Genomic DNA, 13,755 nt, shown 5'->3' with positions numbered 1-13,755 from the left:
CTACAGTCATGAAAAAAGGGAAAACTGCTGTTTTCCCTGATAATAAAAATTAATTTAAAGTCGGCATTGAGAACTGTTTTGCTTCACGGACTTGAGCCGATGGCCAGCGCTGTGTAATGGTCTTACGGCGTGTGTAGAAACGGACACCATCTGGACCATACGCATGTAAATCACCAAATAACGAACGTTTCCAGCCACCAAAGCTGTGGTAAGCCACAGGTACTGGTAAAGGCACGTTAATACCGACCATACCGACTTGAATGTGACTGCTAAAATAGCGAGCAGCTTCCCCATCACGGGTATAGATACAAGTACCATTGCCATATTCGTGGTCATTAATGAGTTGCATCGCTTCTTGCATGGTATTTACACGCATAACTTGCAACACAGGACCAAAAATCTCTTGCTGGTAACTGGTCATGTTTGGTGTGACTTGATCAATTAAAGTTGGTCCAACAAAGAAACCTTTTTCATAGCCTGCCGGTTTTGCATCGCGGCCATCGACCACAATTTTTGCGCCTTGCTGCTCTGCACTTTGAATATAGGCTTGTACTTTGTCTTTATGTGCTTGGGTAATAAGCGGCCCAAAGTCATTGCTTGCATCTGCATAGTTGCCGAACTTCAATTTTTTCATTTCTTGAGTCAGCTTATCAATTACGACATCGGCAACTTCATCGCCGATAGCAACCGCAACCGAAAGTGCCATACAACGTTCGCCCGAAGAGCCAAAAGCTGCGCCTAGCAATGAAGTGACTACGTTATCAATATCGGCATCCGGCATGATAATCGCGTGGTTTTTTGCACCGCCTAATGCTTGGCAACGCTTACCTGTTGAAGTTGCGGTACGGTAAATATATTCAGCAATTGGCGTCGAACCTACAAAGCTGACTGCCTGAATACGTGGATGGTGCAATAAGGCATCTACCGCTTCTTTATCACCATTCACCACATTAAATACGCCGTCAGGTAAACCTGCTTGTTTTAATAATTCTGCAAGGTATAAAACCACAGAAGGCGCTTTTTCAGAAGGTTTTAAAATAAAGCAGTTTCCGCAAACCAGTGCCATTGGGAACATCCACAACGCCACCATAGCTGGGAAGTTAAACGGCGTAATGCCAGCGACAACACCTAACGGTTGGAACTCGCTCCATGAGTCGATATCTGGACCGACATTTTTTGAAAACTCCCCTTTTAAAAGCTCTGGTGCGCCGCAAGCATATTCAACATTTTCAATACCGCGTTGTAATTCACCTTGAGCATCATGAGAAATTTTACCGTGCTCTTGCCCAATCAAAGCGCAAATTTTTTCGGCATTTTGTTCTAATAATTGTTTGAACTTGAACATGACACGCGCACGTTTAATAACCGGTGTATCACGCCATGCAGGAAATGCATGCTCGGCTACCTGAACTGCTTCATTTACCGTTTGAGCATCGGCAATTTCGACTTCTTTACTAATTTCACCCGTCGCAGGATTGTAAACTGGCTGTTTTCTTGCCGTTTTAGATACAATTCTTCCTTGAATGAAATGCCCTAGCACTTTTTTGGCTTGTTCACTATGCGTACCATTTTCAGTTGAAACTTCTTCATAGCTAAAATCTTCTAGGCCATTTGTCATTGTTGTTACTCCTTACTACAATTAGTTTTCAGATCAAACTGTATTTTTCATTTGGTTTTTTAAAAAGCATCTATTACCGTTATAGATGCCCATGAAATGTCTCTAAGCCTTACTTCACTTGATAAAGCGCATCGCCCACGGCATTCATTAAGCGGTCAATATCTGCCTCAGTGCTGTTAAACATTGGACCGAACTGAAGCGTGTCGCCTCCAAAGCGAACATAGAAACCTTCTTTCCAAAGTTTCATACCAAGCTCAAAGCCTCGAATGGTGGCATCGCCATCACGCGGAGCTAACTGCAACGCACCAATCAAACCACAGTTACGTATGTCTAAAATGTGCGGCGCGCCTTTTAAGCCATGCAGCACCTTTTCAAAAGTTGGTGCTAACGCCGCAGATTGAGCTAACAGGTTTTTCTTTTCTAAAACTTCAAGCGCAGCTAAAGCAGCCGCACAAGCGACTGGATGGGCCGAATAGGTATAGCCGTGAGTAAATTCAATGGCGTGTTCTGGTAGGTCTTGCTGCATAAAGGCAGAATAAATTTCATGGCTTGCCACCACACCACCTAAAGGAATGGCACCATTGGTGACTTGTTTCGCAAAGTTCAAAATATCTGGTGTTACCCCAAAATATTCTGCCCCCGTCCACGTTCCTAAACGGCCAAAACCTGTAATCACCTCATCAAAAATTAACAAGATGTCATGCTGATCACAGATCTCTCTTAAACGTTGTAAATAACCCGTTGGCGGCACAATACAACCTGCCGAGCCAGAAATAGGCTCTACTATGACGGCTGCAATATTTGAAGCATCGTGTAGCTCAATTAACTTAAGCATTTCATTGGCAAGTTCTACCCCGCCTGTTTCTGCACAGCCTTTGGTAAAAGTTAAATTTGGCTGCAAGGTATGCGGTAAATGGTCTACATCCATAAGCTGACCAAACATTTTACGGTTGCCGCCAATCCCACCTAGGCTTGTCCCCGCAACATTTACCCCATGATAACCACGGGCACGACCAATCAATTTAGTCTTGCTTGGTTTACCTTTAATGCGCCAATATGCACGTGCCATTTTGATAGACGTATCTGCCGACTCTGAACCTGAGTTGGTAAAGAAAACGTGTTGTAGTTTTTCAGGCATATGCTGAACAATTTTATCTGCCAGCTTAAAAGACAACGGATGACCAAACTGAAAAGCTGGTGAGTAATCGAGCTGACCTAACTGAGCACTTACCGCTTGTTGAATTTCAGGCAAAGTATGACCAGCACCACACGTCCATAAGCCCGAAAGTGAGTCATAAATTTCACGGCCCGAATCATCAATTAGATATGACCCTTTTGCACCCACAATCATGCGCGGGTCTTTAGCAAAGTTTCGATTTGCAGAGAAAGGCATCCAGTGTGCCTGATAATTTATATGTATATTATTATTAGGTTGAACCGCATCTAAAGTATGCTCAGAGTCGCTAAATTTATCCGTATCAAACATAACCATTCCTGTTTATTTTCAAATTATGGTTTGAGTGTACATAGCGAGATAAGTTTGATAAATTCAAATTATCTTGAGTTTAGATTTAAAAAAACAAAACTAAATGAAACCTAAAAAATTAAATCAAGTCACTGATTTTGATATAAAACTTCTCAAAATATTTAAAACAGTTTGTGACTGTCACAGCTTTACATCTGCCGAAAGTATTTTAGGTATTAGCCGCTCTGCAATTAGTTTGCATATGAGTGATTTAGAAAATCGTTTGGGCATTCGGCTGTGCCAGCGAGGCCGTGCCGGATTTGCCCTCACCGATGAAGGACGGGAAATTTTAGAATATATTGAAGTACTCACAGCAGCGATTGAAGACTTCCGCTCTAAAGTCAACCAAATGCATAACCGCCTTAAGGGTGAGTTTAATATCGGCATTATTAACAATCTTGTGACTATGCCTAGAGGCTATATCACCAACACCTTGACTCAACTTGCCGAAGAGCATGCCGAAGTTATTATTAATATTAGTATGAGTACTTTGTCAGATATTGAGTGCCGTGTGCTCGATAACCGTTTGCATGCAGGCGTTATTCCCCTTGTGACGCCTTTGTCTGGTTTAGACTATTTCGATTTATATAGTGAAAGTTCATTTTTATATTGCGGCAAAAATCATCCTTTATTTAACCAATGTAGTAGCATCAATTTAAATGAATTAAAAAAATGGCAAGCTATTCTTCCTAATTATGCGATTACATCGGAAGCGGTAAAGCTACATCAACTTTTAGATTGTAAAGCGACCGCAAGTGACCGCGAAGGGATTGCCTTTCTGATTTTAACTGGCAAATTTTTAGGTTTTTTACCCGACCACTATGCAAAAAAATGGGTTGAAGACGGTGTGATGCAACCTGTTTTAAAAGATAAAATGCACTACAGTACCCCTATATGCTTAATTACTCATAAAGGCAAAAACCACAATAATATTTTAAAAACCTTTATGGAGATGCTTGAGAAACGAATCAGTAATGATTAAAAATATTTATATATAGATATAAGAATATAGATTATTTATAAATAACAAGCCCTTTTATTTAAAAAAACTTCATAATAGAAATTTACAAAATTAAAGCTCCATAGGGGCTTTTTAGGTAAAAATGACTATGCAGTATATTTAAATATACTTAATATTTAACAAATACAACTTAACAGTCTGTTTTTAATAAATAAAAAATATATAATCACGCCCGCAAAGTAAACATAAATACTTAAGGTTTATTCATGAAAAAAATTTCAACTTTAGCAGTTTCTATTTCGTTTATTATGTTAACGGGGTGCGGTGGAGGCAGTTCAAGCTCTAATAATACTGAAAATGTATCATCACAAGCTCAGGAACAATCTACTCAAAATGTATCATCGCAAGCTCAAGGGCAATCTACTCAAAATGTAAATAGTTTAAAGTGTGATAGAGGTATTCTCTTAAACTCTACACTTTCAACCAATACAATTTTTGATGAAGCATTATATTCTTTAAATTATAGATTTAAGACTACTCGTACAGCAAATACTACGACTTCTATTAGACAGCTGTATGCCTATGAAATTAAAAGAAATGATCAGATGTTATATGCTTATCCAAAAGCACTTTACAATATAACTGCTGACGAAATTGAAAGTAGTTTGGCGGAAGATGTTGTACAAAGTTACGACCTTAACTCTTTTGGTCTTTTTACTAAAAAAAATTACCAAAAACAAAATAATGGTTGGCCTCTAGGTTATGTCGTTGCATCACAAGGCTTACAAATTTCAACCGCTCAATTTAATGATACTTGTAATTTAAATTCAGAGAATGTGAGTTACGATTATGAAAAGATAGATGTTTCAGGTAAAAAAATATCTGACATCTTCCCATCAAATATTTTAACAAGTAATCCTAAAAATATAGACTACCTATATATTAGTAATCGCTTTACTGAAACACTGAAAAATAATCAAATAGCTTTTACAAACTTATTAAATAATAATGCAACCTTCCCAAATGGTTCTTTTATTTATGTTCCCAAGTCTGTTGTTTATAACAATACAGAATTTTATTTCTTCGATAGCGATCTCACTGATTTCAAAACCCTAGCTGAATGGCAACAGAAAATTTACCCAATGGCCAAATATAAATTTGATACTGTTGGTGGCTATAATGTGACTTACTTTATAGATAATGCAGGAAATCAGATTTATGATGGCGGTAAAGATCCAGCCGTTGAAATGAATGGCAGAATTTATGATGGAGAATGGCAAGTTAAAGGTAATATCACCTCTGAAACATATGGTGTACCAAGTGATTCTATTACTAACTATCAAGCGAGAGGGAAATTTGCTTTATATAATAAAGCGAGTTATGACTTCATTGTTGGGCAACTTCAAACTTACTATAAGTAAAATTTAAAACCTGTATATCCCAAAGTACTTAGCCAATGTACTTTGGGATATTTATCTAAACCAGACCAACCTTCAGTAAAAAATAATCTAACGTCTTATCTGTTTCACCAATACTGCTGTGATCTACAAGTGGGATAATTGCACCCTCAATCACATATAAAAAGAGTCTGGCCTCATTAAATGTTGCATCGGTTTTTAACTGTCTGAGATGGCTATAAATTTCATTAGTCAGCCATGTTCTGTACCTTACCGCGGTTTGATAGGCGTTTGGATAGCTATTTTTAGTTTCAAAAACGGCTTTAAATAATAAGTAATATGGCCCTTCTATATCGCTATGTAAAAAATAAAGTTTCTTGAGTTTATCTATTGCGGCTGTGTCATGGTCATACTCCACCAGTTCGGTCACTTGGTCTTGAAGTCGCTCTTTTTGCACGATTAGACAGATATCAATAAAACGTTGCTTAGAGTGAAAATAGTTATAAAACGTCATTTTTGTGACTTCGGTTTCCCTCACAATCTTGTCGACACCAACAGTGTGAAACCCACCGTGATGGAACAGATGAATCCCTTTTTTTACAACTTCAAAAGCACGTGTTGGGAGCGTTAAATTTGGCATAGTTTTACCGTTATAAAATAAATTTTTGTTGTATATAAATGAGATATAAAAATCTGTGCCCTTTCTGGGAGAAAAAAAGGCACAGCAAAACCCATAAAGACTGTGCTTGGCACATCTCGAGTTTTATAGTTGCTAAGTTTTTGGTCGTGACGATTTAAAGCTTGATAAACCTAATGGCAATCAAACTCGTTAATAAACTAAGTTGTGTTGTTATAGCTTTTGGCAAAGGCTGCCAAGAAATAATGGATGTGCAAAGCCGACTCCTTTTTATTGGGAGTTCTGCCAGACATTAAAATTATGGTGGCAGAACGAAAAGGGGTTAGCAGACTGGTCAAACGTGGCCAGCACACCCGAAGGTGTCCCCCTCCCGTTCCGCCGCAGAGGGGGCACGAGGGCTCAACACTAAAAGTATGAAACTTTTAATGTACGTTTGATGCGGTCTGCTAAAACCGACTGACAATGTAGGCCAGCACGCAAAGGATAATAGTCACTCTATTTATCGTCAAGCACAAAAAGTGACAACTGTTTTAAAATAAAACAGATAAAGTATTTGATAAATCAGTGGGTTTTAAGATGAATTACAAAATCTACGGGTAAAATCAGATGTTGTTATTTCTATAGTTTTTTTAAAAATAATTGCGTTCAGCAATAAACAGATTGAGCTAATTTATGCAGTACCTAGTGAGAATGGATATGAAAAATAAGCCTCGTACTCTCAGTTGGCTTGAGGCTTGGTAAATTCATTTCAATAGCACCCGTTTAAAGATGCTACACAAAATAATTAATGGTTCTTTTTAGAGAATTTATGACCTTTAGGAAGTGGAGCATCACATGGTTGATCCGTCTTTACATCGACCATTTTCACTGGCCCATCATTGTAGACCGTTACTTTACAGCCTTTTACAACATATTCCTGTTCAATACCACCGTACATTTCATCATCAGAAACGGGAGCTACAGAAGTTACCGCATCACAAGCTTCATCAGCACCACATTCAACCTCTACTCCACTAACATCAGCTCCCCCCGCTTCTGCCACTTCTGCTCCAGCAGCTTCCATAGCATCAACCTCTTCAACCTGTGTCTTTGCTGCATATGTATTTGAAAGACTCATCATCAGAAAAACTGCAAGAAAGAACTTACTACTGCGATTTATTGAATTCATGTTTTATCCATAGCTTTAATATTCATCAGGATCCGGATCCCACAAATTAGGATTTGGTTCCGCATATATAGAGTTCTCAATAACTTTACACCAGCCTATACCATTTAAAAACATACTTAAATCTAAAATCTTGAAATGATCTTTATCAATTTTTTCTAATGTAATTAAACTACGTTTATAGTACATATATTCACCTCCAGAGCCAGCAGGCACTCTTTTATTTAATTCACTCCATGACTATTCTAAAATTTGTCCATTTATATTTAAGAATCAACTATTAAGTAATATGTCTAACTTTTAATAATCTAAATTATTTATTCTTTTTTTAACTCATATATCATAATACCTTCAATAATTTGGTCAGAATATTCTTCTGAATATGCGGTCCTATAATTTGTTGTTATTTCTGCTGGAATAAGCTCACCTGACATTTCACTATCTTCTTTGTATTCTAAATAGTGCGCATCACATTCAAAATAGAAATTAAAATCAGCCTTAACTCTATCTAAACGGTCACCTATCTCTAAAAGACCTAATAATTTTCCTTTATATCCTTCACTAACAAAAATTCGTATTAATTTTTTTGAATTTCCATCAAATGTTAAGGTGACAGTACTTTCCCATGAACAGTAAATTTCGTTAATCCACTCCTGCCACGGTAATAACTCACATCTATGAGAAACTAACCAAATATTTTGCTCTTGACCTGATTCATATTCTTCCTCTCCTGCATCAAGGCAAAGTGCCAAACTTCGGAATTCATCATAATCCATTCCTAATGAGATTCCTGCTGCTTCTTGCAGAGGAACGATATCTTTATAGAAATCTGGCACTAAGTAATTCATTTTATTCTCAATATTTAATGTTTTTCTATTGTATATCATCTCTATGCATCAAAATAAGCCTCATTTTATAGCTGGCATCTTTTTAGCTATTCCACAAACTATCCTTAAATTAATAAAATCACTAAAATATAAAAAACTCTAATACTCTTATATCTATGAACGAAAAAGCAATTAGCCAATATTTAAGTTTTATTCTAAGACACAAACCAGAAGAAATTGATCTAACATTAGATCGTGAAGGTTGGGCAAATATTGAAGACTTAATTTCCAAGTCACAACCAGTCAAGAATGTCGCTTTAGACGAAGAAATTATTAAGAGTATCGTAAGCAATAGTGATAAAAAGCGCTTTCAAATATCTGATGATGGAAAATATATTCGCGCTGTACAGGGCCACTCAACCACAAGTGTCGATATCACACTTAAGACGCTCGTACCTCCAACTTATCTTTATCATGGTACAGCTCAAAGATTTATAGACTCAATAAAAGAGCAAGGTTTGATCTCTAAAGATCGTCAATATGTGCATCTAACAGAAAACAAAGACACCGCTCTATCTGTGGGAGCACGTTATGGCAAACCACAGATTTTAACTATACATGCTTTAGAAATGCATAAGAATGGATTCGAATTTTTCCAAGCTGAAAATGGAGTCTGGTTGGTTAAACATATACCAGTAGAGTTTATTGTTTTTCAGTAAAATGAAAATTATGCTTCCACTCAGAGGTGGAAGCATTTTTCAACAATTAAAAACCAATAAGATAAATTATGTAAATCATATTAATAATATAATTAGATTTCACTACTGACAAATTTTAACCATTCATCAAAATTCTTTTTCTCATAATAATTTTCTCTATTTCATAAGTCATATACAAGAACTTTAGGAGAACCACTATTAACTGTTGCATCAAAACAAGCTGCCCAGTCACCATCTATAGCTTCTATAAATCAATTACTTTTAACGACAATTGGTGGTTTTTTTTGAATCTCTAATTCGGATAGCTATGTAATGCAATTTTGAAGGTAAGAGAATCTAATTAAAATTATGCTAGAATATTTATTATATATATTTACTTAACTTCAAAATGACTATACCCAATAACCAAATTAGGGCTTACTATACTGATGAAACTATCCGTATATATCAAGCATACTCGGATATAATCGCTGACTCTGCTTTAGAACATGGTACTTTCGTTTCACCGCCGTTCAAAATTGATAGAATGACTTGGATAAAACCTTCTTTTTTATGGATGATGTACCGCTCAGGTTGGGCTCAAAAAGATGCTAATCAAAAAAGAATATTAGCTATTGATATTAAGAGAGAAGGTTTCGAATGGGCTTTAATGAATGGCTGTTTAAGTCATAAACCTGAACTTTTAAATAATGAAGAATGGAAAATTCACAAGAGTAAATATCCTGTTAGAATTCAATGGGATCCTGAAAGAGATATATTTTCACAACCATTATCCTACAGAGCCATTCAAATAGGATTAAGTGAAGAAGCTGTTTTAAAATATATAAATGAATGGATTATTACCATTAACGATATTACTAATGATGTACTCACTATTAAACATTTAATAGATAAGGGCGATGTAGAAAACGCAAAAAGCATGCTTCCTATTGAAAAAATTTATCCTTATTATTTTAATTAAAATTTATATTGGATAAATTAAAAACAATCTTTAAACTAATAAGCATCCCCAATCTTGTTATAAAATTGGGGGGGGGTTAAAGAATATTTTAAAAATCAATTAAAACCACTAAAAATACCGTATACAACTTTACCATTTTTAATTTCATTTTCAAATTCTGATTGACTTAACATCTCACTTGATAGAGATTTATATTGCTCTTGAATATGCGATTGCCAACTAGTAACAGGCATTTCATAGATAGGAGATTCAATTTCATCCAAATATATTCCATCATTCGTAAACTGATTCAAAATTTTATTTACAGCTTCTTCATAGGAAGAAGCATTAATATAACAATTTACGAATGCTTTAGTCATCGTTGAAGGCATAATTGACTCAACCACAGCATGAACTTTGCATAATATTATAAAAACTTTCATTATTTACGTACTTTACAACTTTAAAAGAAATAAGGTTAGCATTTAAATATATTATATATATTTATTTTATTTAATTATATAGATGAAATTTAATAAATCACAAAATCCTCAGGTTCTGAGTTTAAATCAAGCAATCTTTTTGATTCCTTTAAATAGATATCCAATATTTCTTTTGAAACAAACACTCTTAATTTTGATTCATAATTATAATTCACGACATTGCTAGATAGAATATACAAAAATATATAAATCTCATTGTTAGAAACATCCTCTCCTTTGTTTATTACTTCAATTCTCAGTGAATCACTATTAATTAACTGATCCAAAAATTCAGTTAAACAATCTGAAAAACCATCTGGACTTGCACCAAAATAAGATGTATTTTCAGTTAAAATAGTATTTATATAATGGTATTTATTATATATTTCCTTACCAAAATAGGAATAAATTTCATAAATTGTTTTTAGTGTACTATCAACTTTTAAAACTAACTCATTACTACATTCATATTCTTCAGCACCAAAAAGGCTATATAATTTTTTTCTACTCAATTTCCGCTCCACTTTAAAAAACTTTATTAGGCTAACAGTTTATCTAACCTGTATATAGGCTATATATTCAGTATGATGAACTGATTCAATTTACAAATTCAGCTAGATAACTTTATTGAAGTGTCACATATTCTAACCCTTTATCGATAGCATTTGCTTTTGACATAATATTCCCACTAGCACTGTCAGTGTTTTAGTTATCGCATACTCTTGTCATACGCAGCTTTTGCAGCCATTAAAAGAGCGAAATAAAATAGAAAATCTATTTTTAGCTTAATCAAAGAAACATACCATTTGGTCACAAGCAAAGCTCGAAGTGCGCAGGTTATTTAGCGTGGATTATACATCTTTATGTGCTTATCAGTTGTGTCATCAAAATAAGCCAATAATTCGTCTTATGCGAACATTGGCTTAAGCAAAATTTTGATTAATTAATTTCTTCTAATATTCCACCTTTATATATACTATATCTTTGAGTTTTTTCATTTAACTCTATAATTGTCTGATCATTAAAATAGTAAATGCAATTTTTGCATTTAAGACCATCAATTTTAAATCCTTCATTACTTTTTTTAAATTGGTTATAGTCAAAATTATTTTGATTGATTTCAACAATATCAAAATAATTTTCAATCTGATGGTTTTTTAAAAAACAATATAGTAAAAAACTTTCTATATTTTCATAGTAATGTTCTGCTTCCTTCTCTTGAAAAGCATATACATAGATACTTCCTGTTGAATTTTCAATACATAAAAATTCGTCATCAAAATCCTGTCCGAAATAACATGTTCCTTTTGGAACAATTTCTTCATCAGTTATTTCATCAAATGGGAATTGCTTTGTATAATACCTCTTAAATCTATCAAAAGTACAATCAGAAAATATACTCGTCAACAGAGCTACACTATTACCATATCTAATATAAAAACTTCTCTGATCCGACCTTATTGGAAGATTGTATTCCTCAATTATTTCGTCAACTAGAATAGGATTAATACTAAAAAGCTTAGAATAATTATTTGTCAATAACTCTATTAATTTCTCTTTAGATATCACTGTTTATTACCTCAATGCGAATTTGATTTATTTGCTTCATTTAAGTAGATATCTTGATTATCTCTAATTCAATAAAAAGCCTATCAATATTAGATAGGCTTTTTATTAAAATATTAATAGTTAAAATTACTTTTCATCATAAAATAAAAAAATTTAACACTCAAACTCTACGATATTTGTCTCATTTGGTTCTGTCTTGAGAAATTGACTCCATTCTCTTAAAATTGTGTAGAAACTTTCAAAACTCATGTTTTCTTCACGTTCAGTATCATCATACCCCCAATAAATAAGAACATTTTCTTTGGAGATTTCAGCTCCCCATGCATGCCCCCACATATCATAAAAATCTAACGTACCATTATGAATTTTTTCTACCTCAATTACCCCTTCATCTATCCAATTACTTAAATATGCTAAACCATGACCTTCATCATCATTTAATAAGTTGAAAATTAAACCTTTAAAATTAGTTGGTGCATTCTTGTCCACCCCCTCAGGATATAAAACCCCATCTTTCCATCTATCACACCAATATAATTTTACTTTCATATTACTTCCCCATTAAAGGATAAACTGTGGGCTTAGGTTTCAAATACCCTGTTACTGTTACACCACTAGGTGTTATTCCTTTCCACATTTCGTCCCCTTTTTCATTTGTATAAATCTGCTTATTTTTATAAGAGCCTCAACCTCTACCTTAATTCTATCTGCACTCCAACTGTCAGGGAACATTGTTGATGTTTTTGTAAAAGTTTTAGTAGAGTCTTAGGGTCAGAAACACTAATTTTCGCATTATAAACGCCTTGTTCATTTAGCATACCTCGTGAAACAATATTTACATTAACATCCGCAATATTATGCCTACCAGTTAATTTCCCTCTTTCATTAATTTCAACATTTAAAATACGGCCATCGAAATCAATAGGTTCAGTTACTTCATTAACTTTATTGGCTATTACTGCTAAATAAAAAACCCTCTTAAAATCAAGTGATTTTTATTAATATACTTATTTAACCCCTAATCTAGAGGTATTTATCTATTCTAAAATTCTTTAATAATATTTAATATACCTTAGCTGAATAAGTAATATTGCTTCTTAAACTAAGCTGCAAAAATACTTCTTCATTATAAAGCTACCAAATTAACTAAACAAAAACGGTTTCAAGTTCACAAAATAAAACATCAAAATTTCCAACAGAAACAATTACAAACATCAAATTTCAACAATTGTTTTTTCCTTACTTCCCGATTTAAGATATTCCCACCACAAATTCAAAATTTTTAAAAATAAATCTGTAGGTATACCACCTCTATAACCTATTTGCATATTAGGCATTATATTAAAAGCTGTTATATCCTTACATACCTCTGCCTTTCTAAAATAGCCATCCGCTATATATTGGCATTCATTATTATTATCATCCAATATATTACTTAATTGAATAAGTATACTTTCAACTTTTTTACTTGTATCAACATTACTGATAAAGTATAAATAATCATCATCACCTTCCAAAAAATTTTCAAACCCTCTATTTTCATCCAGATTATCTAATCTAAATAACTGTGGAACAAGAGTTCCTTCATCACCTTCATATTCTTCACGTAAAGTATAAGAAAATTCTAAAATCATTTTAACCTCAATCATTGTAAAGGCCATCCTCGCCATTGACTAATATTACCACTAGGTGGTACAAACTTAACTTTTACCCCAGAAGGTGTAGTAGTAGTAAAACCTTCTTGTGGACGTAAACTAGCTGGCTTATTTTTAAAAGCCTCTGATAGTTTATATTTCAATCTTGCTTCCGACCATCCTTGAGGAAAAAATGTCGAGCCATTAGGTTGACCTTGTTTATCCTTTTCTACCTCATTGGCAAATTTAAGACTGGCTATTACTACTAACTAAAAAACCCA

16 protein-coding genes and 1 pseudogene are annotated in these 13,755 nt (G+C 34.2%); 5 read left to right on the top strand and 12 right to left on the bottom strand.

Annotated elements, in window-relative coordinates; translation table 11 throughout:
• Positions 1 to 49: 49 nt before the first annotated feature.
• Together AC1PJ9_RS11340 and aptA are read right to left on the bottom strand one after the other, a co-directional pair.
• Entirely contained in the window at positions 50 to 1,618 is a 1,569-nt protein-coding gene (locus tag AC1PJ9_RS11340) for a CoA-acylating methylmalonate-semialdehyde dehydrogenase (protein ID WP_311087325.1), read from the bottom strand.
• Between the two features lie 109 nt (positions 1,619 to 1,727).
• Complete coding sequence (gene aptA / locus AC1PJ9_RS11335) at positions 1,728 to 3,110, bottom strand: omega-aminotransferase AptA (protein WP_311087324.1); 1,383 nt, start codon at positions 3,108 to 3,110, stop codon at positions 1,728 to 1,730.
• Between the two features lie 97 nt (positions 3,111 to 3,207).
• Here aptA and AC1PJ9_RS11330 point away from each other — a divergent pair, with 97 nt between their 5' ends.
• On the top strand, positions 3,208 to 4,125 hold the full coding sequence (locus AC1PJ9_RS11330) for a LysR family transcriptional regulator (protein WP_311087323.1): 918 nt from the start codon (positions 3,208 to 3,210) through the stop codon (positions 4,123 to 4,125).
• A 245-nt stretch (positions 4,126 to 4,370) separates the two neighbouring features.
• Positions 4,371 to 5,525 carry a hypothetical protein gene (locus tag AC1PJ9_RS11325; RefSeq protein WP_311087322.1) on the top strand — a complete coding sequence of 385 codons (1,155 nt, stop codon included), beginning with the start codon at positions 4,371 to 4,373 and terminating at the stop codon, positions 5,523 to 5,525.
• 55 nt (positions 5,526 to 5,580) lie between these two features.
• Here AC1PJ9_RS11325 and AC1PJ9_RS11320 read toward each other — a convergent pair whose 3' ends face one another.
• The 4 genes from AC1PJ9_RS11320 to AC1PJ9_RS11305 all read right to left on the bottom strand — a co-directional run bounded on the left by AC1PJ9_RS11320 (position 5,581) and on the right by AC1PJ9_RS11305 (position 8,151).
• Positions 5,581 to 6,141: a TetR/AcrR family transcriptional regulator gene (locus AC1PJ9_RS11320; protein WP_311087321.1), complete on the bottom strand. Its 561-nt coding sequence runs from the start codon at positions 6,139 to 6,141 to the stop codon at positions 5,581 to 5,583.
• A gap of 781 nt (positions 6,142 to 6,922) precedes the next feature.
• On the bottom strand, positions 6,923 to 7,306 hold the full coding sequence (locus AC1PJ9_RS11315; RefSeq protein ID WP_311087320.1) for a hypothetical protein: 384 nt from the start codon (positions 7,304 to 7,306) through the stop codon (positions 6,923 to 6,925).
• Between the two features lie 15 nt (positions 7,307 to 7,321).
• A complete protein-coding gene (locus AC1PJ9_RS11310) occupies positions 7,322 to 7,492 on the bottom strand; it encodes a hypothetical protein (protein ID WP_311087319.1) in 171 nt (56 codons plus the stop codon).
• Between the two features lie 128 nt (positions 7,493 to 7,620).
• Entirely contained in the window at positions 7,621 to 8,151 is a 531-nt protein-coding gene (locus AC1PJ9_RS11305; protein ID WP_191106127.1) for a hypothetical protein, read from the bottom strand.
• 155 nt (positions 8,152 to 8,306) lie between these two features.
• Between AC1PJ9_RS11305 and AC1PJ9_RS11300 the strand changes: the two genes are divergently transcribed.
• Both AC1PJ9_RS11300 and AC1PJ9_RS11295 read left to right on the top strand, forming a co-directional pair.
• Positions 8,307 to 8,849: an RNA 2'-phosphotransferase gene (locus AC1PJ9_RS11300; RefSeq protein WP_311087318.1), complete on the top strand. Its 543-nt coding sequence runs from the start codon at positions 8,307 to 8,309 to the stop codon at positions 8,847 to 8,849.
• Positions 8,850 to 9,237: 388 nt separating this feature from the next.
• Complete coding sequence (locus AC1PJ9_RS11295; RefSeq protein WP_311069619.1) at positions 9,238 to 9,810, top strand: DUF4291 domain-containing protein; 573 nt, start codon at positions 9,238 to 9,240, stop codon at positions 9,808 to 9,810.
• Positions 9,811 to 9,905: 95 nt separating this feature from the next.
• Here AC1PJ9_RS11295 and AC1PJ9_RS11290 read toward each other — a convergent pair whose 3' ends face one another.
• Positions 9,906 to 10,181: a hypothetical protein gene (locus AC1PJ9_RS11290; protein ID WP_288100894.1), complete on the bottom strand. Its 276-nt coding sequence runs from the start codon at positions 10,179 to 10,181 to the stop codon at positions 9,906 to 9,908.
• A gap of 140 nt (positions 10,182 to 10,321) precedes the next feature.
• Positions 10,322 to 10,783, bottom strand: a complete 462-nt coding sequence (locus AC1PJ9_RS11285) for a hypothetical protein (RefSeq protein WP_311087317.1) — start codon at positions 10,781 to 10,783, stop codon at positions 10,322 to 10,324.
• A 235-nt stretch (positions 10,784 to 11,018) separates the two neighbouring features.
• Between AC1PJ9_RS11285 and AC1PJ9_RS11280 the strand changes: the two are divergent.
• Positions 11,019 to 11,198 (top strand): annotated as a pseudogene (locus AC1PJ9_RS11280) (IS982 family transposase); the annotation flags it as partial.
• Between the two features lie 12 nt (positions 11,199 to 11,210).
• Here AC1PJ9_RS11280 and AC1PJ9_RS11275 read toward each other — a convergent pair.
• From AC1PJ9_RS11275 to AC1PJ9_RS11260, 4 genes are all read right to left on the bottom strand, one after another.
• Positions 11,211 to 11,840, bottom strand: a complete 630-nt coding sequence (locus tag AC1PJ9_RS11275; protein WP_311087316.1) for a hypothetical protein — start codon at positions 11,838 to 11,840, stop codon at positions 11,211 to 11,213.
• 153 nt (positions 11,841 to 11,993) lie between these two features.
• The gene (locus AC1PJ9_RS11270; protein WP_311087315.1) at positions 11,994 to 12,389 is read right to left on the bottom strand and encodes a hypothetical protein; all 396 of its coding nucleotides are present in this window, start codon (positions 12,387 to 12,389) and stop codon (positions 11,994 to 11,996) included.
• Positions 12,390 to 13,054: 665 nt separating this feature from the next.
• A complete protein-coding gene (locus tag AC1PJ9_RS11265; RefSeq protein ID WP_077166181.1) occupies positions 13,055 to 13,489 on the bottom strand; it encodes a hypothetical protein in 435 nt (144 codons plus the stop codon).
• Entirely contained in the window at positions 13,486 to 13,734 is a 249-nt protein-coding gene (locus AC1PJ9_RS11260; protein WP_311088045.1) for an EndoU domain-containing protein, read from the bottom strand. The genes AC1PJ9_RS11265 and AC1PJ9_RS11260 overlap by 4 nt, the downstream gene beginning before the upstream one ends.
• Positions 13,735 to 13,755: the final 21 nt, after the last annotated feature.

It is taken from the genome of Acinetobacter sp. 70_2 (assembly GCF_056736115.1).
This window is presented reverse-complemented; position numbering and strand designations above follow the sequence as displayed.